18 protein-coding genes and 1 pseudogene are annotated in these 25,456 nt (G+C 35.1%); 13 read left to right on the top strand and 6 right to left on the bottom strand.

The window, feature by feature from the left end:
- The first annotated feature begins 108 nt into the window (after positions 1-108).
- The 3 genes from LX92_RS13870 (at position 109) to LX92_RS13860 (ending at position 3,551) form a co-directional block, all read left to right on the top strand.
- Positions 109-2,187, top strand: a complete 2,079-nt coding sequence (locus LX92_RS13870) for an integrase catalytic domain-containing protein (RefSeq protein WP_109651634.1) — start codon at positions 109-111, stop codon at positions 2,185-2,187.
- Positions 2,165-2,848, top strand: coding sequence for an ATP-binding protein (locus tag LX92_RS13865; protein ID WP_109651631.1), 684 nt, complete (start codon positions 2,165-2,167; stop codon positions 2,846-2,848). Before LX92_RS13870 ends, LX92_RS13865 begins: the two co-directional genes overlap by 23 nt.
- A gap of 139 nt (positions 2,849-2,987) precedes the next feature.
- A complete protein-coding gene (locus LX92_RS13860; protein ID WP_109651628.1) occupies positions 2,988-3,551 on the top strand; it encodes a tyrosine-type recombinase/integrase in 564 nt (187 codons plus the stop codon).
- 35 nt (positions 3,552-3,586) lie between these two features.
- Here LX92_RS13860 and LX92_RS13855 read toward each other — a convergent pair whose 3' ends face one another.
- Positions 3,587-6,943 carry a TM0106 family RecB-like putative nuclease gene (locus LX92_RS13855; protein WP_109651626.1) on the bottom strand — a complete coding sequence of 1,119 codons (3,357 nt, stop codon included), beginning with the start codon at positions 6,941-6,943 and terminating at the stop codon, positions 3,587-3,589.
- A 330-nt stretch (positions 6,944-7,273) separates the two neighbouring features.
- On the opposite strand from LX92_RS13855, the gene LX92_RS13850 reads away from it, so the two are divergent.
- The 10 genes from LX92_RS13850 to LX92_RS13805 all read left to right on the top strand — a co-directional run bounded on the left by LX92_RS13850 (position 7,274) and on the right by LX92_RS13805 (position 21,246).
- A complete protein-coding gene (locus tag LX92_RS13850) occupies positions 7,274-7,468 on the top strand; it encodes a helix-turn-helix domain-containing protein (protein ID WP_109651623.1) in 195 nt (64 codons plus the stop codon).
- Between the two features lies 1 nt (position 7,469).
- Positions 7,470-10,265: a type I restriction endonuclease subunit R gene (locus LX92_RS13845; RefSeq protein ID WP_109651619.1), complete on the top strand. Its 2,796-nt coding sequence runs from the start codon at positions 7,470-7,472 to the stop codon at positions 10,263-10,265.
- Between the two features lies 1 nt (position 10,266).
- Positions 10,267-11,871, top strand: a complete 1,605-nt coding sequence (locus LX92_RS13840; RefSeq protein WP_109651616.1) for a type I restriction-modification system subunit M — start codon at positions 10,267-10,269, stop codon at positions 11,869-11,871.
- Positions 11,872-13,308, top strand: a complete 1,437-nt coding sequence (locus tag LX92_RS13835) for a restriction endonuclease subunit S (protein WP_109651613.1) — start codon at positions 11,872-11,874, stop codon at positions 13,306-13,308.
- Complete coding sequence (locus LX92_RS13830) at positions 13,305-14,966, top strand: restriction system-associated AAA family ATPase (protein ID WP_109651611.1); 1,662 nt, start codon at positions 13,305-13,307, stop codon at positions 14,964-14,966. The genes LX92_RS13835 and LX92_RS13830 overlap by 4 nt, the downstream gene beginning before the upstream one ends.
- Positions 14,963-16,090 (top strand): hypothetical protein, encoded by a 1,128-nt coding sequence (locus LX92_RS13825; protein ID WP_109651608.1) that lies wholly within the window; start codon positions 14,963-14,965, stop codon positions 16,088-16,090. Before LX92_RS13830 ends, LX92_RS13825 begins: the two co-directional genes overlap by 4 nt.
- 36 nt (positions 16,091-16,126) lie before the next feature.
- Complete coding sequence (locus LX92_RS13820; RefSeq protein WP_109651605.1) at positions 16,127-18,310, top strand: AAA family ATPase; 2,184 nt, start codon at positions 16,127-16,129, stop codon at positions 18,308-18,310.
- A gap of 1 nt (position 18,311) precedes the next feature.
- Complete coding sequence (locus LX92_RS13815; RefSeq protein ID WP_109651602.1) at positions 18,312-19,607, top strand: 5-methylcytosine restriction system specificity protein McrC; 1,296 nt, start codon at positions 18,312-18,314, stop codon at positions 19,605-19,607.
- A gap of 125 nt (positions 19,608-19,732) precedes the next feature.
- Complete coding sequence (locus tag LX92_RS13810; RefSeq protein ID WP_109651596.1) at positions 19,733-19,933, top strand: hypothetical protein; 201 nt, start codon at positions 19,733-19,735, stop codon at positions 19,931-19,933.
- A 980-nt stretch (positions 19,934-20,913) separates the two neighbouring features.
- The gene (locus LX92_RS13805; RefSeq protein ID WP_109651594.1) at positions 20,914-21,246 is read left to right on the top strand and encodes a single-stranded DNA-binding protein; all 333 of its coding nucleotides are present in this window, start codon (positions 20,914-20,916) and stop codon (positions 21,244-21,246) included.
- Between the two features lie 65 nt (positions 21,247-21,311).
- On the opposite strand, the gene LX92_RS13800 is transcribed toward LX92_RS13805, so the two are convergent.
- The 5 genes and pseudogenes from LX92_RS13800 to LX92_RS13780 all read right to left on the bottom strand — a co-directional run.
- On the bottom strand, positions 21,312-21,494 hold the full coding sequence (locus LX92_RS13800; protein ID WP_109651592.1) for a hypothetical protein: 183 nt from the start codon (positions 21,492-21,494) through the stop codon (positions 21,312-21,314).
- Positions 21,495-21,564: 70 nt separating this feature from the next.
- Complete coding sequence (locus LX92_RS13795; RefSeq protein WP_109651589.1) at positions 21,565-22,083, bottom strand: ferritin; 519 nt, start codon at positions 22,081-22,083, stop codon at positions 21,565-21,567.
- 75 nt (positions 22,084-22,158) lie between these two features.
- Positions 22,159-22,992 carry a phosphatase PAP2 family protein gene (locus LX92_RS13790; protein ID WP_109651588.1) on the bottom strand — a complete coding sequence of 278 codons (834 nt, stop codon included), beginning with the start codon at positions 22,990-22,992 and terminating at the stop codon, positions 22,159-22,161.
- Between the two features lie 53 nt (positions 22,993-23,045).
- Positions 23,046-25,178 (bottom strand): Tex family protein, encoded by a 2,133-nt coding sequence (locus LX92_RS13785; RefSeq protein ID WP_109651586.1) that lies wholly within the window; start codon positions 25,176-25,178, stop codon positions 23,046-23,048.
- Positions 25,179-25,227: 49 nt separating this feature from the next.
- Positions 25,228-25,456: pseudogene (locus LX92_RS13780) on the bottom strand (hypothetical protein); the annotation flags it as partial.

The following is a 25,456-nucleotide window of genomic DNA, read 5'->3' as shown; positions in this document are numbered from 1 at the left end:
AATAGTTATTAAATTAGTTAGTGTATCATAAAATGATAATCTAAAATATACAATATATGTATAAATATAACTATAAAGCGTTATAAATATATAATAAATATATAATTTATGGAAAAAGGATATCTAAGAATCATCAATAATGACACCTATGTGTCAAAACAGTTTTTAGTCGATAACGGATATAATCCTAGAACGCTTGAAAACCATCTTTCACGATATAATAAAGGTAAGGCATTCTCTTTTGCTAATAAAAAAGAATTGGGAGATAATATGATCTGGATATTTTATAACTCCATTCCTAAAAATTTGATATTAAAGTATGGTTTGCCTCGTAATTCCGATGAAGCAAAGAAAATTTTGAACAATGCAATACCTGATGATTTAGATAGGGGTAATTCATATTGGGAGGGACAGTTCAAAAAGTTTTGGTTCGAAAAAGGAAATTGGGTGAGGTATCTTCCTATGTATTCAGGCTATTTGTTGGGGGAAAATCAAAAAAGGGCATATGCTAAAACGCATTATATAGTTAATCTTACCATACGATTGAGATACAAAGGTGTCCCAAAAATAGAGCTATATAACGCCTATATGAAATTACCTCATATAATATTTAAGACAAATAGCTATAGGTATTTCTGGGAAAAAATGAAACAATGCGAGAAAAAAGGTATTCCCGAAACCTTGATACATGATTTTAAAATTAATGGTCGAGAACCTTACAAAGTTAGTATAATGGTCAGGGGTTTGATTCAGCTTTACTATGGGACCCCAAAGGGATATAATATTCCAAAGATTCATAAACTTGTGAATAGTGATTTAAGGGCCAGGGGGTTACTCACTATATCACTAAGTACAGTGTACAAAATCTGTTCTGATGTTGAGATGAAAAACAGGTGGGATGCCTTAAGATATGGAAAGGCCTATGCAAAAAATAATCTATTCCCTTATTTGGAAAGAGAGGAGCCGGAGGCTGTTGGAGATGTTTACGAAATTGATTCAACGAGAATTAATTTTCCCTTTAAAGAAGATGGAGAGATACGTTATTTGAATTTATGTGCAATGATGGATGTCCATACTAGAAAGATCGTTGGGTACTCTTTTGCAGATTCTGAAAACTTTGAAGCAGTAAAAGAATGCCTTAAAATAGCATTTATTGAGAATCATGTTGTCCCGAATCATATTGTCTGTGATAACGGCTCAGCTTATACTAATTATAAATTCGAAAACTTAACGAACTTACTAAACGATTTTGGTGTTAATGTGAGGCATTGCAAAGTAGATAACCCAGGTGATAAGGGGCATATAGAACGATGGTTTGGAATTCTACAGGAAAGTTACCTCAATAATCATGTAGGATTTTTGGGCGAGGGAATCAAATCAAAAAGAAAAAATGGTAGAAAGAACAGACATTTGGAAGCACTCTACAAAAGCAAGAAATATTTGATTAGCAGAATAGAATTTATTGACCTTATAAAAGAAGAAATCAACAATTATAACACAAATTATTCAAAGGTTGTTGATGGCATTCCTGACAAACTATTTAGAGCAGGGAAAAAGGGAATTACGAGAACCTTTAAGAACTTCGATATAGCTTTTATTTTTGGTAAAATGAAGAGAATTAAAGTATCTAGATCCAAAGTGAAATTTGTTCTGGATGGCAGAAAATATGCTTATACGATATGGAGTTCAAAATGGGCAAATAAACTCAATAGAACAAAAGTCCATGTTTACTATCAACCATTGGCCATGGAGGAAATCAATCTTTTCGACTCTCAAGGTAATTTTTTGATTAATCTTCAAAGGGACAAGTCCATAAAGCAAATAACATATACGAACAATGAAATAAAAGCTTATCAACATTTTCATGAAAAAATGACTAAAAGAATCAAAGATAATTTTGAAGGAATTTTTGAGAAAGCCGTTGATACTGAAGAGTATTTGAGTGAGCTGCCAAACCTTAGTATGGATGATGAGCTTATCGAAAAGATGAAAGCAATAAGAATGCAAGACAAGGGCTTGATAAGAGATGCCCTCAAAGATTATAGGCTTAAAGAACTGGATGATAAAGGATTTTTCGATACCATTGGGAATAATCCTTATACTGGTGAACTAAAAATTTACACTCCCAAACCCAAAAGGAACACAAAATTCAAAATTTTGAAAGATGAAACAACCTCCAAAAAATAGGCGCTATAGTTTGCATAATTTCAATGTGATTCAAAACGCATGTGAAATGGCTCAAACACATCATAAGTTTTTTGCAATTGTAGGTAAACCTGGTTCTGGTAAAACGGTTGGTTTGGAGTATTATAAAAATTCGAATCCATATCAAGTAAAGTACATTAGGGTTAGGCAAAGTATGGGTATCAAGGATTTTTTTTACGGGCTACAGAATCTTTATAATTTAGATAAAAGGAGAAATATACATCGTTTTATGAACTGGCTTGAGAGCTATTATCAGGAATTGGATGAAAGCCATCTTTTGATTATTGATGAAGGTGGAAAGTTTAAATATGATCAATATAGTTTCATTCATGAGCTTAGGGATTTAACTCATGATAAGTTAGGGATAGTGCTTTCTGGACCAGGATATTATTTAGATAAGATCGAAAGTTGGAATTCAAGATCTTTAGAAGGAGTTCCGGAATTTTATAGAAGATTGAATATGATCATTAAGATGGATGATTTAACAAGAGATGAAATCATTTCAGTTTGTAAAGATCATAGTGTAACTAACAAATCCGTTCTTAAAGAACATTTTTTTAATTTGAAAACTATTGGGGATCTCATTAATGCTTTACACAATTACCTTTTTTATGGAAATGGTCTGAACGCTTTGGACGATTGACATTTTATTTAAAGGAAAAGAAATTCAACTACTCTTTACAAAATCCGTATTATGTAAAGAGTAGTTGAATTTTAACTTATATTACATTGGGATTGCCAAATATCTAAAATTATCTTCCAACGGGCGAAATGTAAAGAGTATGGAAAATGTAACTGCAGATGCACATGAAAGAACCAAAGACTATTTGAGTGACTCCGAAATGAAGTTACTTCTTCAGGCTTCAAAAAAGACTCGATACCCAAAAAGGAATTACCTTTTGTTACTTATGATTTATCGTCATGGATTAAGAGTAAGTGAAGCTGTAAACTTGAAAAAATCAGATGTCAATATAAAAGAATCAAGAGTTTGGATAAATAGACTAAAAAATGGTCTTTCAGTTGAGCATCCCATATCAGGAGATGAACTGAGGGCTATAAGACGATATCTAAATTCTCGCAAAGATAATCTACCCTGGTTATTTATAAATGAAAGAGGACTACCATTAACCAGGCAAGCTGTAAATTATATTACTACATCAGTAGGGGAGAAGGCAAATTTACCAAGAGTCCATCCGCATACTTTGAGGCATTCTTGTGGTTTTTACTTGGCGAACAAAGGATATGATTTGCGATTAATTCAGGACTACCTTGGCCATAGAGACCCCAAGCATACCGCACATTATACTAGAGTAGTCAGTAGTAGGTTTGAAAAACTCTGGAGCTAATTAGGCGAATATCTAATTAACTAATATTTTAAAATTTACTTTGAAAGTTCTTTAAACCTACAAAAGGCATTAGCCAACTTTATTTGATGCGGACTTTTGCATTCAGCTTCAAAAATAGATGGGTTTGCCACCATAATAAAACATGTGCGAGCCCTTGAAACTGCAACATTAAATCTATTTGGGCTAAACAAAAACTCCATTCCACGCGGGGCTTCCTCTAAGCTAGAAGTGGCTACAGAATAAATAACAACTGGAGCTTCCTGACCTTGAAATTTATCAACTGTACCAACTTCCAAATCAGTTAAACGATTTTTAATAGCCTGTACTTGTGCATTATAAGGGGTAATGATTTTTATGTCGCTAATTGTCAAGCTAGCTTTTTTATTATTTTCATTAATAAAGGAAACATTACCATCCGTTAGGTGCGCAACAATTTCCGATATCTTATCTACCTCTTCAGACGATGAATTAGTATTTCCATCATGTTCAACTTCTTCAAGATACATTCCTGCTCCGGCATACCGTGAGCCTATTATTCGCTGTGTATCCAGGTGATCTTTTGATTTTAATTTGTTTTCATAAAAAAGTTCAGAAACGAAAGTATTGATTGAGGAATGCATACGCCAAGTTTCAGCCAAAAATACTCCTTGTTCATCAGAAATAGTTTTTTCTCCTTGTAATACATTTTCAAGTGCAGATACCTCTGTGCCGTCCGGGTGTACACCCTGCTGTGGCTGTTTTAATTGTTGTGGATCTCCTAATAAAATAAGATTAGAGCAGCTATGAGAAACAGCTAAAGTATCAATCAGAGATAATTGACCTGCTTCATCAACAATAAGATAATCCACACTGTTTTGATAAGTTGGTTTGCTCCACATGAAAGATGTTCCGGCAATAACGTCAGCACTACCAATAGCTTTTTGGATGGGACTTTCATCTTTAACCAAGGTCCATGGTTTACTTTCCTCTGTATCCACTTTAACCTTTTGTATCATTTGAATACTGATACCTTCCTCTTGAGCTGCTTCCCAGATTTTTGCTAACAAGTTAGAGATGACCTTGTGACTAAGAGCTGTAATACCTATTTTCTTACCATCTTTAATCAATCTAATAATAAGGCGACTTCCTGTAAAACTTTTGCCGGCACCTGGCGGACCTTGAACGGGCAAATAACTGTGGTTTAGTTTAGATGCAAAATCATATGTTTTTTCAAAAAGATCTTCAAAATGCGTTCTATCTTCTATCATACTTTGAGGACTGTTCATCAGTAATTGCCTAGCCGCACGATAGGTCATATCTTCGTTATCCATTCCATTTTCAACAACCCATTCGGCCAATCTAATAATTGATTCTTCTTTTACACTAGAATTGACGCTTTCCAAACTGATAACCGAAAATGGATGTGGCATATCTTTTTTAGAGGGACCTTTTTTAATTCGCAGCACACCTGTTTCAACGTCAATCTCATGAATAGCGCCAATTTTATTATTTTCCTGATCTTCTACAGGTTGACCCTGACGCAAATCACATTCCTGGGGCGGAAATTTATACTCATCTACAACACTTAGTTTTTCTGGCTCTCTATTGCCTGTATATTCTAAAAATGAAATCGCTTTACGTTCTTCTAAAAGTTGATCTTCTGGTAGCTCTTTCAAACGGAAAAACTCCCACCAAAAAGACTTCTTTTCTCTGCGATACCAATCCAACATATGGGCTAGAATATATCTTGCTTGCTCGACATCGTTTCGTTCTGCTTTTATTGAAGGTATGCCATCTAGTAAAGAATTCATAATGGGTTCTATACGTTCTTGATGAGCAGTAATGTTATCACTTGCTGCGCCATCATCATCCTCTGGTCTTGGAATATTTTCACCTTGTTCTATAAGACTCATCCGAATCTCTTCCAACCATTCCTGAAGGCGTATTAATGATTGACAGTCATCTTGGTTATATAGCTGGACGGCATCTTTGATTTCCTTTGTTAATTTATCAATATTATTAGTTTGAAGAAGTAGCTCTAATTGGCATTTATGACTTGAGAGCTGTCGTAAATCCATCTTACGTTCATAACCAAAGAACACTTCTAAGTCCTTGATTGAGTACTTCTCCACACTAGCGCGTACTGACTGACGAACAACACTATAGAGGTCCACAAATGTGTGCGATCTTAAAAAGGTGTCAATCTCTGTTTCACGAGATGCATATTTTCCCATTAACCGTTTAAAAGCGGTGACTTCGTAAGGTGCATAATGATAAATATGAAGCGAAGAATCTTCTAGTTTCTGTTTAAAAGCAAAGTCAATAAATTGCTCAAAATTCTCTTTCTCTTCTTTTTCATTTTTAGCCCAAAGGGCATGATATTTACCTTTATGTACATAGCCAATCATATACTCAAGACCATCTGGCTCAACCATTCTGTCCCCTTCAAAATCGAGAAAAATATCATTTACAGATGGTTTCGGCAGTTTGCTTAGCCCTTTACCTTCTTCAACATCTAAGGTTTCGTATATGGGTTCATATCCGTTTTGCCTACTTGTATATTGCAGCCTTGCCTGTTCCCTAAGTTTATTATAGGTTTCCTTTACTCCTCTCGAGGGATTAAAAGGTACAGGTAAACTTAAATTGGCTAGTTTTTCCAATGTATCAACTTCATGTAGTTTGAATTCTTTTGCTTGGGAAGTTCCTAATCCTGCCACGAAAGATAAATGGTCATCTTTTCTTCTAACGGCATTACAGTTCTTCCACCATTTACAAATATCGCAATGACTAACAGGGTCAGGGTATGTGTCTTCTTCTTTTAAAATTGCATCTTCAAGGTTTCGTTTTACCAATCTTATGTATGCAGCATATTCATCATATCGATACTTTTCTTCTCCCTCAGGCTTTATTACACCCATGTACTCGGGAGTTAGGCCTTGTATTGAAGCTACACGTTCCGAGTAGAGACCAATTTGAAGTATAGTACCTGCTTTAGTTTCATTTGCTAATTTGGTATCCCATACTTCATACGACCAATTACCAAGAGCACTTGGTCGATCAACCTTTTTTAAAAAATCAGCCCAGCCGCTCCATTTACCATCTTCTTTTAACCTTGCTTGATAAATAACATCCACGCCTTTATGCATAGCTTCAATAGTATGCTTCTCAGCATGTGGATCCTCTATATTAATTTCGGCAATAGATTTTTCTTGGTCCCTAACTGCCTGCAGATGACCTTCTTCAAAATCAATACCTTTTTCCTGTAGCATTTGAAGTACGCGATTTGTATATATTTCAGGATCTGCAATTTCTCCTCTTACATGTTGCTTGTTTAGCTGTGTAAGGTGCTTACAACTACTATGAGAAGATAAATCGGAGGGACTATAAGTAATTTGGTTGTTCTTATATTTCATAGAAGCGATTTAGATTCTTGAGTGTTTTTGATAACATAGCAGTAATTTAAGGGTAACATTTTAAATCACATTACGGAAAACCGTAATGTGATTTAAAATGTTACCCTTAAATTCGAAATACTATTTAGAAATAGTTGTGTTTCTTTTAGAAAATTAAGATTATCAATTAGGTTGAATTTAAGCTTGTTTGGTGAAATAGGGATTCTAAAAATAGATTACTTTATATGTGTTAAACGTTTAGAATACTATGAAGATGATTTCTTTTTATCTCAAAATATGATATATAACCAGTTAATAATGCTATTTTTATTTTTGAAAATCCTATAAATAATGAATCGCATTAAAGAGGTACTTGAAGAGAAAGGAATTAAGCAAGTTTGGCTGTCGGAAAAGTTAAGCAAGAGCTATAATATGGTCAATTCTTATGTTCAAAATAGGAGACAACCAAGCTTAGAAATACTTAATGAAATTGCTGATATTTTAAATGTAGATATTAAAGATTTAATTGTCTCAAATAAGAATTGATATGAATGAGGCAAAAACAAGAAAGGACTTAATCGATAAGCAGCTTCAACAAGCGGGGTGGAATATTACTGACCAAACCCAAGTTGGTATTGAATACAATATAAATGTTGGTTTACCTGAGGGTGTTAATGAACCTCAAACTCCTTATCAAGGATATCAATATTCAGATTATGTTTTATATGGAAAAGATGGAAAAGTACTGGCAGTAGTTGAGGCAAAGAAAACTTCCGTAAATGCAGAATTAGGAAGAGAACAAGCCAAACAATATTGTCAAAATATCCAAAATGAATCTGGTGGTGAATTACCTTTTTGTTTTTATACCAACGGTCATGAAATATTCTATTGGGATTTAGGAAACTATCCACCAAAGAAAGTGATTGGATTTCCAACAAGGGATGACCTTGAACGATACTCCTATATCAGAAGAAACAGAAAACCACTAGCACAAGAGCTAATAAACACAGACATAGCAGGACGTGATTATCAAATCCATGCTATCCGTTCTGTAATGGAAGGAATTGAAAAAAAGAGACAAAAGTTTCTTTTAGTAATGGCTACAGGAACTGGAAAAACCAGAACCACCATAGCAATGGTGGATGCTCTTATGCGAGCTGGTTGGGCTGAACGAGTTCTGTTCTTAGTTGACCGAATTGCATTAAGAAACCAAGCCTTAGAAGCTTTTAAAGAGTTTCTCCCAAATGAACCTAGATGGCCAAAGGTTGGAGAAAAAGAAATTGCTAAGGATAGAAGGATTTACACATCTACTTATCCTACAATGTTGAATATCATTAGAGATGAAGAATATTCTTTGTCTCCTCACTTTTTTGATTTAATCGTAATTGATGAAAGTCATAGATCTATTTACAACACTTATCAGGAAGTTCTAGATTATTTTAACACAACAACACTTGGTTTAACTGCTACACCTACAGATGTTATTGACCATAACACTTTCAAACTATTTGAATGTGAAGACGGCTTACCTTCTTTCGCATATTCTTATGAGGAAGCTGTAAACAACATCCCTCCATACCTCTGTGATTTTCAGGTAATGAAGATTCAAACTAAATTTCAAGAGGATGGAATTAGTAAACGAACCATAAGTCTAGAAGATCAGAAAAACTTGATTCTTCAAGGAAAGGAAGTTGCCGAAATAAATTTTGAAGGAACAGATTTAGAGAAGTCAGTAATTAACAAAGGAACTAACGTTACCATTGTTAAGGAATTTATGGAAGAATCTATAAAAGATCCAAATGGTGTGTTACCTGGGAAAACTATTTTCTTCTGTTCTACAAAAGCCCACGCTAGGAGAATTGAAAAGATTTTCGATTCACTATATCCAGAATATACAGGTGAATTGGCCAAAGTAATTGTATCTGATGATCCACGTGTCTATGGCAAAGGCGGTTTACTTCATCAATTCACGCATAATGACATGCCAAGAGTTGCTGTTAGTGTAGACATGCTCGACACAGGGATTGATGTACGTGAATTGGTAAATCTTGTTTTTGTAAAACCAGTTTATTCGTATACCAAATTCTGGCAGATGATTGGAAGAGGAACTAGGCTTCTCGAACCAACCAAGATGAAACCTTGGTGTGCCGAAAAAGATGCTTTCCTAATCTTAGATTGTTGGGATAATTTTGAATACTTCAAACTGAATCCAAAAGGAAAACAACTTAAAGGGCAAATCCCTTTACCTGTTCGTTTTGTTGGCATTAGAATTGACAAAATTGAAACAGCTCTTGAAAAGGAAGAGCCTGAAATTGGTCAAAAGGAAATTGAAAAATTAAGAAGTCAAATCTCAGAATTGCCTAAAAAATCAGTTGTGATTCAAGATTCAAAACCTGATTTAGCAAAAGTCGAAGATGATGCTTTTTGGAATCATTTGACACCAGAAAAGATTGAGTTTTTACGTCATACTATAAAACCACTTTTCAGAACTGTTTCCCAATCGGATTTTAAAGCCATGCGTTTTAATAAAGATATATTGGAAATTTCCCTTGTACATTTATTAGAAGAGACCGAGAAATACGACACTCTTAAAGAGAATATAATTACTGTGGTTAGTGAATTGCCTATGTCCATAAACATAGTAGCAAAGAATGAAGATTACATCAAAAAGGTTTTGACGAACAATTTCTGGTCTACGGTTCTAGATGAAGGGTTTGATGTATTAGCTAAAACTTTGTCTCCCCTTATTAAATACAGAGAGCAAAAAGGACCTCTTGACGGACCTTCTAAGTTGAATTTACAAGATGTAATTCAAACTAAAGAAATGGTTGAATTTGGCCCCAAAAATGAAGCGGTTAGTATTTCAAAATACCGTGAGATGGTTGAAGCAAAAATTGCAGAGCTAATCGAAAAGAATCCAATTCTTCAAAAGATTAAGTCTGGCGAGCAGGTTACTGAAGAAGAAGCCGAACAACTTGCAGAGGAACTTCATGAAGAAGACCCACATATAACAGAACAGCTATTACGTAAAGTTTATAATCATCAAAAGGCAAAGTTCATTCAGTTTATTAAACACATTCTAGGAATTGAGATTTTGGAAAGCTTTGATGCTGAAGTGAGCAGACTGGTTCAAGCATTTATTAAAGAACACAGCAATTTATCTACCCGGCAAATTGAGTTCTTGAACTTATTAAAAGATTACATCATTGAAAGAGGAGAAATTGAAAAACGAGATTTAATCTCGTCTCCATTTACGATTATTCATCCAAAAGGAATACGTGGTGTATTCACTCCTTCTGAGATAAAAGAAATTTTAGCATTAACGGAAAAATTCGCAGCATAACATGAGTTTACTAAGTAACAATTCACAGATAAAATCAAAAATAGATGACCTCTGGAACAAGTTCTGGAGTGGTGGAATTTCAAATCCACTAACAGCAATTGAGCAAATCACCTATCTGCTTTTCATGAAAAAGTTAGATGAAAACGATTTGGAATCTTTAGCCAATGCTGAATTTACGGGTGATGATTTTACATCTATGTTTTCAGGCACTTTTTATCTAACTACAGAAGATAAAGAGAAAAAACAAAACGGTATTGACAAGCAAAAATTAAGGTGGAGTGAGTTTAAACGCATGCCATCAGATGAAATGCTTAATCATATACAGCGTTTTGTCTTTCCATTTTTAAAACAACTGGACAAGGATGACTCTCCTTTTACCAAGCATATGGCAAATGCCGTTTTCATTATTCCAAAACCTTCTCTACTTCTAGAGGCTATAAAAAGCATAGACGAAATCTATGAAGAGATGGAAAAAGATGCCAGTGAAAAAGGTCAAGATTTTCAAGATATACAAGGTGATGTATATGAAATGTTATTGAGTGAAATAGCTGCTGCTGGTAAAAATGGCCAATTTAGAACTCCTAGACATATTATAAAATTATTGGTGGAATTGGTGAATCCAAAGTTAGGTCAAAAAGTTGCAGACCCAGCCTGTGGTACAGGTGGTTTCCTTTTAGGAGCCTATCAATACATGGTAACTCAATTAGATAAGGATAAAGCTAACAAAGAACCTGATGAAGATGGTTTTATCAGAAGTAGCAAAAGTGCTCTTTTAACTGAAGAAGTAAAAGGGATTTTAGCAGATAGCTTACAAGGTTATGACATTGATCAAACCATGGTTCGTTTGGGCTTAATGAATTTAATGATGCATGGTATTGGGAGCCCTAAAGTAGATTATAAAGACACTTTGAGTAAAGGCTTTCATGAGACTGCTGAATATGACATTGTTTTAGCGAACCCTCCTTTTACAGGTAACATAGATAAAGGAGATATCAATGAAGAGTTAAATCTAAAAACCACTAAAACGGAATTACTTTTTATCGAGCGTATCTACAATATGTTAAAAATGGGCGGTACTGCCGGAATTGTTATTCCGCAAGGAGTTCTATTCAGTTCTAGTAAAGCATTTCAAGATGCTCGAAAACTAATGATTGAAAACTCTCAACTGAAAGCTGTTGTTAGTATGCCAAGTGGTGTTTTTAAACCGTATGCCGGTGTAAGTACAGCCTTACTAATTTTTACAAAAGGGGGCGAAACCGAAAACGTATTGTTCTTCGATATGGAATCGGATGGTTACAGCTTAGATGATAAACGTTCAAAAAATGAAAGTGGTCACGGAGACCTTCAGAATATTGTTGAACAATTTCATAGTTCATATGATTCTAAAAAAAATGATAGAAAAGGTAAATTTTTCTATGTTCAAAAATCAGAAATAATTGAGGAAAGTTATGATTTGAGCTTTGCAAGATATAAAGAAGAAGTGTTTGAAGAAATAACATATGAAAAACCCTCTGAAATTCTAATCAAACTGATTGGTAAAGATGGTAATGGTGGCATAGAAAAAGATATTTTGGAAGGTCTTTCAGAATTAAAAAGGATTATCTAAATGAATTGGATTGAAGTCAACTTAACAGATATTGCAAAACCGAAACAATGGAAAAATTTACCAAGTAAATTTCTTAAAGAAGATGGTTATCCAGTTTATGGAGCAAATGGAGTAATTGGTTTTTATTCAAATTTTAACCACAAAAATCCAACTCTAGCAATTACTTGTCGTGGTGCCACAAGTGGCAATATTCATTTAACGACACCATATTCGTATATAAATTCTAATGCTATGGCATTAGACGATATAAATGAAACCAAATATAATTTAAAATTCCTTTATTATGCTTTACTAACAAGAGGATTAAAAGATGTAATAACAGGTTCCGCACAACCCCAAATAACAAGAACAGGGTTATCTAGAGTCAAACTAATGGTGCCGGATAATCTTGATGATCAAAAACGAATTGCCAAAATTTTATTTGATTGCGAGAGTCTGATTCAGAAAAGAAAAGAAAGCATTGAACTCGTGGATGAGTTTTTGAAATCTACTTTTTTGGAGATGTTTGGTGATCCAGGTCAAAACACACTCAATTTACCTGTAGAGAAATTAAACTCAACATTTTCAGAGAAACCCAGCCTTGGGACAACGATACCAGCAATAGATGATGGGGTTATTCCGGTAGTACGTGTTGGTGAACTGGGCAGTCGGAATGTTAATATTAATAAGTGTAAATTTTCAAACATTCCAGAGGAAAAAATTGAGAAATCCCAGTTAAAACATGGTGACATTCTTCTAGCTAGAGCAATTGGTAGCGAATCTCACCTAGGCAAAGCTTCAATTTATTTTGATTTAGGACATACTGTTGTATTTGATTCACACGTTATGAGACTGAGGTTCAATCCAACGAAAATCAATTATGAGTTTTTCTACACATTTTTAAAAACTTCAGGTGGGCGAAAAAGGTTCATGGGCCAAGCGGGAAAAACTTCTATTCAGTTCAATATTAACTCTAAACAAATTTCAAATATCCAAATTCCAATTCCACCAATATCACAACAGAATGCATTTGGAAAAAAAGCGGAAGAAATCGCAAAACTTAGAAATCACTTGCAGTTAAGCTTACGAGAAATAGTAAATCTATACGGTAGCATAAGCCAAAAAGCTTTTAAAGGAGATTTGGATTTGAGTAAGGTTGATATTTCTCTTTTGGAAACAGAAGAAACTAAACTAGAAATGGAAGCAATTGGTAAGGAAAAATGGGTTGATAAACATGAAGTACAAGACACTAAAGTAAACCTTGATGAAATCATTAAAAATGATTTCGGAAGTAATTTGTTTTCTGTTATTAATTTGGAAGAAGCCATAAGCAACAGAGCACTTTACGTTGAAAAATCTCAGGTCAAATCATTCCTGAAAAAAGCAATGGATGAAAATATAATTGAGCAAGTATATAGTGGAGATACTAAGCAGGTAATGTTTAAGCTAAAGAAATGAAGTTAAAGCGTATCAAATTATTATCCCCTTTTCGTGGATTGCCTGCTGATTATGAGATTAACTTCAACCGTTCTTTAGTCGCAAACGAACAGATTGAGCCTATTTGTTTTGTTGGACTAAATGGATCGGGGAAATCAAATGCACTAGAGGTGGTTGCCGAGATGTTTTATTATCTCGAGAATTTTAATCGTTCATCAAAAAAAGATTTAGATAATTTCAAAACTGCCTTCGGCTTTGAGCTTGATTACTACTTGCCAAAACTGACGCTCGCTGGTGCAGGATTTACTTGGGACGAATTAGGCGCCCTTACGTTTGATGACCTCGATCAAAACCAACTAGTACTCGTTTCTAAACCCGTTGATGAGTTGCCTGCAGTTAAATTATCATTCAATGAAAAAGAGATTGAAGTAAAGGATTTCTACAATAATGGCTTAAGTAAAGTGCTTCCAAATCATATTATTGGCTATTCTTCAGGTCTAAATGAATTGGTCAGTAATCCTTTTGTAAAACTGAATTTCGAGTACTATGAAGATTTAAAGAGAAAGAAGAACAAAGCAGTTGACTCAAAGTTAGAAATGAATCGTTTCCAATTTCTAAATTACAATGTTTCAAAATTGATAACCGTTTCTAACTTTATTTTCGACAAGGAACTCTCACTACTGGGCGAAACAAAAGACCTTTCTATTTTAAAAACTGAAATTGAAGTAAATGAACTAAATGGATTTTCTATCCAATTATCATTAAAAAAGCCAAAGACTTTTGAAAAATATCTTCCAGATGAATTAGAAGAAGCAATTGAAAGCTTTAAAGCAATTGATGCTCTTTTTGACGAAGAAAATAATAGTACCACTCGTCATGATTTCACCAATCTATCCTTCAACTTCAAAATGAATGAAGCTACTTTAACTGGTTTCAGAGAAAAGTTCAATTCCGCAGATAGATTATTCAGAGTGCTTTATTTTTTCCAAACACTTAATATTGAAAAGATTAGTAGAAACATCAGTAAAACTGTCAAATCTGCTAAAGCTGGAACAAGTGAAAACCTATCTGATTTAATACCTAAATATGAAATCGAAAAACAGCTTTTTCATTTAGGAAATATCTCATTTAAGAAAGAGGGTGTTACTGCCCCAATCTATTATAAACATCTATCTGATGGTGAACATCAGTTGTTGCAGGTATTAGGAAGTATTATTCTTTTAGATAGCACAAGTACGCTTTTCCTTTTAGATGAGCCAGAGACCCATTTTAATCCCGAATGGAGGTCCAAGTTTATCTGGCTCATAAATGCATGTATGAAAGCCAATCCAACGGAAGATGATCGTGAACAAGAAATTGTATTAACCACTCATTCTCCATTCATGATCTCTGATTCAAAAAAGAGCAATGTAGTTTGGTTAAAAGCAGATAAGCGAGATGGACCAGAAGAAGTAACCATTAACACCTACGGTACATCAGTAACCAATCTAATCAATGAGTTTTTCGGTAAGCAAAGGCAGATTGCTGATGTTTCATGGAAAGAAATGCTAGAAGATTTGAAATCAAATAATATCAATGAATTAAATGATGCTCTCTCAAAGTATGGTGACTCACATGAGAAGACTATGATCCTTCAAAAACTGAATAAGCTAATCATTGAAAAAGGAACAGAAGAATGATTTATACTTTGAAATATCCTTCACATCCTATTGAAAGAGTAAATCAAGTCGTTTTTGAATTTCTAAGAAACTCAATTCCTGTTTGTGCATATTCTAGAAATCTGTTCCCTGAATGGTTTCGAGATGTTATGTCAAATTCCAAAGCACAGGCGGGTAATAAAAGTTTTGAGGATAAGTTTATTGATTTACATACTGAATTTCAAAAACTTACCATAGCTAATCGCCAATCATTGTTTGATGAATTTGACGCAGGTCTAGATATTAAAAGTCTTTGTGAAGAAAAGACAAAGGCTGTAATTCTATCTGAAAATTATGCTGCAGACCTACATGCGGCACTAAAAGCAGTTCTTAAAGATCATTTTTATGGTACAGCGCTAGGAACAAATAAAACCATTCAAGATAAACTTGGAACTACTTTAAGAAATCATTATACCAATTTTAAAACTTTAAATAATTCTGGACGTGTTTGTCCATTCTGTGGTTTACATGAATATGCTCTAATAGATGGAGAAGCTAAAGATGATTATGACCATTGGTTGTACAAATCTAAGTACCCATTATATGCTGTAAATTTTTCCAATTTGGTGCCTATGTGTGATAAATGTAACCAAGGTGGTGTAAAAGGAACTGCTGATGTTCTTCACAATGATGACGGAACTAGAAGGGAGTCATTTTACCCTTATGAATCAAATCAAGGCGTACAATTATCGGTAAACAATTTTTCTGATGTTGGTTCTCTTTCTGATGAAGAAAAGGAAAAATATCCTTACGGTTATTATAAACTTGATGTAGTGGAACAAGATCCAACTGAGGCTGAAAAAGTGGAAACATGGAAATCAGTATTTAAAATTGAGACACGGTTTAACAGCTACTTAAGCTCACACAATAAACAAGTGAAAGATGACTTTCATGAGGATTATTTACCAGACCATCCTGAGTTTACATTAAGCAATAATATAACGACCTTAAGAGTAATTGTAAGTGCCTTTAGAAATCAATTGGGGAATCCGAGAAGAAAGACTGGAGTATTAATAAACAAAGCCTACCTTGAATTTATATGTGCTGTTGGAAATGAGTATATGCTTTATACCTTTTGTAATATAAATTTAGCGCAGGCAATATAAAAGAAATTAAAATCCAGTAAAGCTATACGATTAAAAATGAAACTAATAGAATTAATCAAAAAGATTGAAGTTTGGAGTGAGTGGGTAAACGCTTATAAAGAATATGTTCCAAAATTTATAGTAGAAGCTTCAACCAAAGAGAATTGGGAAGATTGGGATTCTGAAGTGTTTTTTGAATTCTTTGAGAAATCGAATAATCAATGTGTATCGTCTTTAAAACAAGGGTATTTTACAAAAGAGGAACAATCTAAAATAAAAAATAATTGGGCAGAACTAGGTCCTTTGCTGAAAATTATTGCAGATAACCAAGATAATCCTCAATGGGAGACATATGAACAAGTTAAAAGTGTCATTAGAAGGTTTACGGCACAAGATAGAAGAGCTGCTACTTATAGGGTAATTGCTGGGCTACAACCAAATAATCTATCCACAATTGTAAAGGATGATAGCCTTAAAGAACTTTTTTACTACATCCATAATAACATTGAAGAAGAGCTTCCTGAATATCAAAACAATTGGTTCAAGGATAGTCATTCTATAAATAGCTTTTATAAAGAACATAATCCATCTATAAATTTTATGGATTTAATTTCTTATCCATGGCAGACTTTCGAATATTTCAAAAACCCAAATAGCATAAGCGAGAATTCCACTACTAATGATTCATCTTCAATCATGAAACAATATATAGATTTACTGCATCATAAAAAGCAAATTATTCTTCAAGGTCCTCCAGGAACAGGTAAGACTAGATTGGCACAATTAATAGCCGAAGAAATAACTAAAGATAATAGTCATATAAAAGATGAAACAAAGTCTGACCCATTTTTATCTGATTCTTACATCAGAGAGCAAATAAAAAATGTGAAACAAATTCCTAGTTCATCGGGGAGAAAAAGTTACGGTATTTCAAATGTACAAAGCGATAGATGCACCGTTACACTTGATTCTGGAAGCACTTATGATATTCCATACGCAGGTATTAAAAGAGCTTATAATGAAAAATTATGGCTTGGAGGACAAAAAAACGGCTTTGATTCTTATGATGCAGCCATAGCTAAATATCTGTTTGAAAATAAGAATATTGAGCAACCTATTGTTGCAAAAAAGAAAATAGTTGATTATTATAAGATTATTCAATTCCATCCATCTTATACCTATGAAGATTTTGTCAGAGGAATAACAGTCGAGAACAACGAGGCTGGGAAAATAGAGTATAAAACTGAGAATAGAATCTTAGCAGATTATGCATCCAAAGCCTTGAAAAATTATAATGATTTTTATAAAGATGAAACAACCTTTTCTAATGAGGTATTTTTAGAAGAATACTTCAGCCTATTTGTTGATAAGATTAACGAAGAAATTGAGAATAATGAAGGGTTTTACAGATTAACAAAAAGTGTTGGTTTAATTAACACTGATGAAGATGCTTTCAGATATAAAAGTCCAGCAGCAGGTTGGAATCAAAGAGGGGATAGAATGCTTTTCAAGGATATTAAACAGGCATTTTTAGATGGTAATATAGAAAGACAAGATTTAAAGAGAAATGAAAATTTATCTGGTCTAGCAAAACAGCACGCAAGTTATTTCGTAAGAGTATTAAATTTATTTCAACAATTTATAAATGATGAAAATTTAACCTTCAATGACCATGAAATACAAAAAGATCCCTTAAACAACTACGTATTAATTATTGATGAAATTAACAGAGCAAATTTATCTAGCGTATTAGGAGAACTAATATATGCATTAGAATATAGGGGCAAAGCTGTTGATAGTATGTATGGTATTAAAGGAGACAGACAAATAACGCTACCTCCAAATCTATTCATTATTGGTACGATGAATACTGCAGATAGAAGTGTAGGTCAAATAGATTATGCTATTAGACGACGTTTTGCATTTGTAGATATACTACCAGAAATATTGATTGAAGCAGATTTGAATGCTAACCGAAAGGAAGAAGAACCAAGGTTATTTTTCAAAGAAGATATTTTCTTAAAAGTAAAGAATCTTTTTATTGATGAGAATGGCAAAAACTCTGAGTACTTATCTGATGAATTTGAAGCTAAAGATGTTCAATTAGGTCATAGTTATTTTATATACACTGAAAATAATTTCAATTATAATTTAGACTATGAGATTAAGCCTATTTTGAGAGAATATGTTACTGACGGTTTATTAAAAATTAGTGCATTACCTATAATTGAAAATTTATAACATGATTGTTGTTAATGAACATTATGGTTATAAATATGAAAACTCTTTACTAGAATTAAGTGAAGAGCAAAAGGTAATATTGCAACAACAAAACTTTTCACAACACTTTCAGCGTTCAAAAAATACTAACGAGCTTTGTTTTGATATTCAGTTTAATGAAAAAGATGAAGCCTATAGATTAAATTCAAGTTACATAGTAGGTGTAAACTGGATTGTAAAAGGCAAATTACCCATTTACATTAAGCCAAAATTAAATAATGACATTACGGAGGTAAATTATTTATTAATGCTTTTTGAGGCTTTAAAAGAGACCGAAAACATAAAGCATTTAGATAATTTATATTCCATAGACTTTAATGCACCTTTAATCCAAATTGAACAGCAACAAGATTTACTGAGCCCATTACTGATTTTAGAATTTTTAACTATTTTAAAACAGATTGTAAAAAAAGGGCTCAAAAAATCGTACTACGATGTTACTCAGAACTTAAATACGAGGGTAAAAGGTAAAATTTTGGTAAATGCCTCTGTAAAAAAGAATCATACCAAAAGTAAGATGCATTTTAACTACTGCAAATATCAGGAGTTTGGTTATAATTCAATAGAAAATAGACTTTTAAAGAAGACTTTAGAGTTTGCTAAAGCTGTAATTTCAAATCATAAGACCTTATCTACAGAAAGCGTCAAATATCTTATTAATTATATTAGTCCTGCTTTTACCAATGTGTCTTCTGTTATTAGCTTAAAGGAAGTTACTAATTTAAAACACAATCCCTTTTTTAAAGAGTATAAATCCGCTGTTCAAATTTCTAAAATTATTTTAAAACGATTCTCTTATAATATATCTCAAGTAAGTGAAACCAAGTATAAAACGCCACCTTTTTGGATAGATATGCCCAAGCTTTTTGAATTGTATTTATTTAAAAAACTGAAAGAAGTATTTCCTTTGAGGAATGAAGTAATCTATCATAAGAAATTCCATTCATTAGAGCCAGATATTTTATTGAATTCTAAGTGTGGTAATTTTAAAGTTGTTATTGACGCCAAATATAAACCCAGGTATGAAGAAGGTCAAATTTCTCATAAAGACGCCGCACAAGTAAGTGGGTATGGCAGATTAAAATCCATTAGAAAAGAATTAGAAATTAAAAATGATAATTTACTAACAGATACGCTTATCATTTATACAAGTAATGATTCCAAGAATAGTGACATAGTTATAGATGAACTATTATCACAAGAAGATAAACGATATCTCAAACTTTATAAATATTCAATACAGATACCGGTAATGTAATTTTTTTTAATTTAGTAGGAGGGAGGTACCTAATGATTAGATATTACACACAATCAGTTGTTTTCCTCATTTTTAACGATTGTTATACAAAGTAACTTCTGAACATTTAAATTTTAAATATTAGTATGGAAAAGCAATCCAAATTAGATTTTAAAAAAGTAAAAATTTGGTTTGAATCTTTACCAGAAAAAAGAAAATACGAGATACATCAAGCTACTAGAATGACTTATCATTCATGCTCTATAGAAGGAAATTCTTTAACTGAGAATGACACATTTAATTTAATTGTTCAAGAACTTTATAAGCAAGAAGTTATTGACAATTAAGCAACATATTAATCTTTAAGTTCTTTTGGCATTTTAAAATGATTTTATCTAGAGAATAAACGATTTTATATTTTTTAAAATTAGTTATGTTATATGGATACATTAGAACGGGTACTTACGAAAAAATTTTGGAGAGACAATTAAATGATCTAGAATGTTTTGGTGTCCAAACTGAAAATATAATTATAGAAAGAAATTTAAATTTTAATTTGTAGCCTTCCCTAAAAATGAAGCCTTCCACTTTTCTCGTACAGTTCAAAACTCAAAATCATTATCTTTTAAAAAGTTTATTTTAGGTGTAAGTTAGGACACTATCTCGGTAAAGCGGATTTAGATATTATTTTAAGAAAAGTATTAGATTGGAATTAGGTGCAATTATTACCGAATACATAGTCATAACAATTTTGATAATCGCAAAGCATTATAATACAATCATTTATGTATTTTCGTGAAATTTTTACCCTAGTTTAAAATGAAAATATTTCATTATTATATTTTTACTTCACATACCCCTAATGTTTAGATAGGACTATTTCTCGGTATTTTTTAATAAGCAGAATTAAAGGTAGTTAGGCGTGGATAATGGCGGTAAAACAATTGGAAATAAACATTAAACCTTATTTCAAAGATAAATCCATATTTCACGTTGTTTTCACACTTTTTATCACATAACAAATAACGTACTTATCAGTAATACAAAGTGTTGTAAAATTTGTATTTGAAAATTGTCTCTGTATTTAAATTAAAATATCTCAGAATTTAAAAGAAGGGGAACACAACTAAAATTCCTACAAAATATTGAATAAACCAAGTAATCCACTGGAAAAGGGGTGTTTAGGCAATTGTAAACGACTACAAACGTTTACAAACGAAAGTAAGTAGTTTATAACCGAATAGGAGGGGAAGGCCGTATTAGGTTTGCAGTGTCGGGTCAAGGTGGCTCGATAGTATTAACTGTTTAACACGTAAAATCAGTAATTATGAACGCACTTAGAAACAAAGTACAGTTGATTGGAAACCTAGGGAATGATCCCGAAATCGTAAACTTGGATGGAGGTAGCAAATTGGCCAAATTCTCAATCGCTACCAATGAGACCTACAAAAATGCAAAAGGGGAGAAGGTTACCGATACCCAATGGCATAATGTCGTCGCCTGGGGGAAGACCGCCGAGATCGTCGAAAATTATTTGACCAAGGGCAACGAGGTGGCCGTGGAAGGTAAATTGACCCATCGCTCCTATGAGACCAAAGAGGGTGAAAAACGATATGTCACCGAAATACGCTGTAACGAATTGCTCATGTTGGGCAAATAAAGAACCGATAAAAAGAAAAGCCCCGCTATGATGCGGGGCTTTTTTATATGCTCTTTTAAGGTGTACTATGCTACTTTCTGCAAAAGATCAAAACACGGACACTTTTTGCAGCGTTTCGATTCCTTCTTTTTGTACTTATCGCAACACTTGGTTTTTAAGGCAACGGAAGAAATGGCCAAAGCGGATTTCTTCTGTTTCTTCTTGAGTTTTTTCAACTCCTTTTTTTTCGCTTTTTTCTTTTTGCCCATGTATATGCGATAGCAGACAAGACAAATGTACTATTTTAATTAAATCTAAATAAGGTTTATGTGTTAAATCTTATTCTGGCATGGCGTTGGCCGCACTATTGGCCGTAATCTGCTGTACATCCCTATCAAAAAGATAAAGTCCGCCCTTATCATTGCCGATAAGGTTTATTTTATCTAAAATAGTCCTTGCCAATGCTTCTTCCTCGATTTGCTCGGCCACATACCACTGTAAAAAGTTATGGGTGGCATAATCCTTTTCCTCAAGGGTTATGTGTACCAGGTCATTAATGCTCTTCGATACGAATATCTCATGTTCCAATAATTCAACGAACATCTTTTGAAATGTGCCGAAATCCAATTTTGGGGCTTTTAGGGCAGATACCTTGGCATGTCCCCCACGTTCGTTCACGAATTTTACCAATTTGAGCATATGCTGGCGTTCCTCATCCGATTGGGCGTACATAAAGGAAGCAATACCTTCCAACCCTTTCGTTTCGGCCCAAGAGGCCATTGATAAATATACCTGTGAGGATTCCGCCTCGATCTGTATTTGTTTATTGAGCGCTTTATCTAATTTTTCCGATAACATAATTTACTTTTTTATATGCATATAAAGTTACGTTTTTTAAAGGGAAACACGTACGACTTTAGGCTTTCTATAGGATTAAAACCGGGCGATGACCCCGATCTGTCCCGGGGCAAAAGTCAGGTTCCAACTTACAAGCTTGTTTTGGTCGTTATATTTTTCAGCGTATTTGGAGTCCAAATAACGGTCAATGGCCTCAACGGTGAATACACTCATGGCCACACTAAAGGCCACATCGCTCAACCAATGCTGTCCGTCCCATACCCTCGAAATCCCCGGAACCAACCCCACGGTATAAATACCCGCTTTGACCCAAGGGTTCTTAAATTGCTTACCGATGACATAGGCATTGGTAAAGGCCATCATCGCATGGCCAGAGGGAAAAGAGTGGTAGTTCCTACTCGCATTAAAGGGGTCAAAGGTGTCCTTCGATTGCCCGCTTATGGGGCGAGCCCTACCGGCCAATGATTTCATGATCTGTTGTAACAACCCGGTGGCCGATGCCGAGGAGATAAGCAGCACCCCGGTTCTCCGCAATTTTTCGTTTTTGGTGAAAAGACCGGTGAAATAGACACCTGCGGTTACCGAATAGTTATTTTCAGGATTGCCGATAAATTCCCCATAATGACGAATAAAGCTCGGGACATGATCCCTGCCATCCCTAAAAAATTTGGAGGTCTGGTCATCAAAAAGGTACAAAAATCCCGTGCCGCCCGCCACGGCCCCCATGGTCTGCCATTGTGGGCCTTTCCAATATAAGGGTCTGGTATACGCATAGCCAATGCTCGTGAACATGGTGCCGGCATCGTAAGTGAACATCTGCCAAGTAGTCTTGGGTGCTTTTATAATGGGATCTTGACCCCACGAAATGGTCATCACAAGGGTTAGGAGCAAGGGGAGTATAGACTTCATTGACATGGATTACGGGTAGATTTTGAATTCAGGGCTGTTTTGTGTTACCTAAATTATTGGTGTAAGGCCAATTGGATGCGTTTCCGGGGCACATCGACCTCGAGCACCTTAACAATGATCTGTTGGTGCAAACTTACATGGGCGTTGACATCCTTCACAAAGGTATCAGACAGGTTGGAAATATGGATCAGTCCACTTTCCTTGATTCCGATATCCACGAAACAACCGAAGTTGGTAATGTTGTTCACGATGCCCGGTAGTAGTTGTCCGGTTTCCAAGTCGGTGATCGACCTGATGTTTTGGTCAAACGTGAATACCTTGGCTTTTTCGCGGGTGTCCAATCCGGGTTTTTCCAATTCCTTAATGATGTCCTTTAAAGTGAATAGCCCAATATTTTCGGTACAATACGCATTCAGGTCAATGCTTTGTAACAATTGTTTGTTTCCGATGAGGTCCGATACCTTTTTGCCGAGGTCCTTCGCCATTTTTTCAACGATACCATAGCTTTCGGGGTGTACGGCGGAATCATCCAAAGGGTTTTTGGCCTGTTTGATACGCATAAAAGCCGCTCCCTGTTCAAAGGCCTTGCCCCCCAAACGGGGAACTTTCTTAATGGCGGTCCTGCTTTCAAATGCACCCTGTTCATTTCGATAGGCAACGATGTTCTCCGCCAGTTTGGGACCAATACCCGAAACGTAGCTCAAAAGGGGTACACTCGCCGTATTGATGTTGACTCCGACCGAATTCACACAGCTCTCGACAACGGTGTCCAACGAGGTTTTTAGTTTGTTCTGGTCCACATCGTGTTGGTATTGCCCTACACCGATTGATTTTGGGTCGATCTTGACCAATTCGGCCAAGGGGTCTGCCAATCTTCGCCCGATGGAAACCGCACCCCGAACGGTAACGTCATAATTGGGGAATTCATCCCGTGCGATCTTCGAGGCCGAATAGATCGAGGCCCCTGCCTCACTCACCACAAAGACCTCAATGGGGTTTCTGAATTGGATGCGTTTTATCAGCTGTTCCGTTTCCCGTGATGCCGTACCATTACCAATGGCAATGGCCTCAATTTTATAGGCATCGGCCAAGGAACTTATTTTTCTCATGGCCCCTTTGCTATCATTTTTGGGGGCATGGGGGTATATGGTCTCGTTGTGCTCCAAATCGCCTTGTGCGCTCAGGCAAACCAGTTTACAGCCGGTTCTAAAGCCTGGGTCAAGGGCCAAAATGCGTTTTTCACCCAAGGGAGAGCCCAACAACAGCTGTTTTAGGTTGTTTGAAAAGACCTGAATGGCCGATTCATCGGCTTTCTCTTTTGCCTTTTTTAGGGTTTCGTTGGATAAGGAAGGAAACAATAAACGTTTATAGGCATCCTGAATGGCCAGTTTTATCTGTGCGCTACAGGCATTGTTGCTTTTAAGGATACGGTCTTCGATTTTTTGAAGCGCCCTTTCGTTATCGATTTCGATTTTAACACGGATAAAGCCTTCATTTTCCGCCCTGAGAATGGCCAGAAGACGATGTGACGGACAGCGGCCCAAAGATTCGCTCCAATCAAAATAATCCCGGAACTTCTGGGCCTTTTCCTCCTCCTTTTTAGTCGAGATGACCTTGGTGGTGATTTGGGCGAATTTTTCCAACTGATACCGTATCTGATTTCGGATATCGGCACGTTCATTGATCCATTCCGCGATAATATGACGGGCACCCTCTAGGGCTTTGTCTTCGTTTTCTACGGTGTCACTCAGGTATTTCGAGGCTTCGAATTCAATCTCGTCCCCGAAGTTTCGGGACTGTGCCATGATGATCTTGGCCAAAGGCTCCAGACCGTTCTTACGGGCCGTCTCGGCCTTGGTCTTTTTCGATTTTTTAAAGGGCAGGTAAAAGTCCTCAAGCGTTGTCAAATCGCCGGCATTCCCTATTTTCTGGCGGAGCTCGGTAGTCAGTACCTCCTGTTCCTCCAAGGCTTTGATGATGGCGGCCTTGCGTTTTTCGAGGGCCTCGAATTGGGCCTTGAACGTGACTATGGCCCCAATCTGGACTTCATCCAAATTTCCGGTACGTTCTTTTCGATAGCGGGAGATAAAAGGTACCGTGCAATCTTGGTCCAATAGTTCAACGGTATTCTGTACTCCTTTTTCGGGGAGTTGGGTATGCTTTATGATGTAGGGGATAAGTTGCATGGGGTACTATTTTTGGGTTGTTTTATTTGTTCGTTTAAAGTTTGATGTATTAAGGTTTGTCCGGTCGAGCGCAGTCGAGACCTTTATCGGTATCAATAGGTTTAAAATCGGAATGGGTGGCGTTTCTGCATTCGGCCAAAATCTGTAATAGGTCATATTCGCCATTGGCCAAGGCAAGCTTCTTTTTACCGCTCCACTTTTTGATTTTCTTTTCAAAGGAAATGGCTTGCACCACATCGTTGAATTCTTGATGGAAAATCAACTCGACAGGTCTTCTC

Origin of the sequence: Maribacter polysiphoniae (assembly GCF_003148665.1) — a bacterium.
GTDB classification, from domain to species: domain Bacteria; phylum Bacteroidota; class Bacteroidia; order Flavobacteriales; family Flavobacteriaceae; genus Maribacter_A; species Maribacter_A polysiphoniae.
The sequence above is the reverse complement of the archived record's forward strand: the minus strand, read 5'-3'. Positions and strand labels throughout refer to the sequence as shown.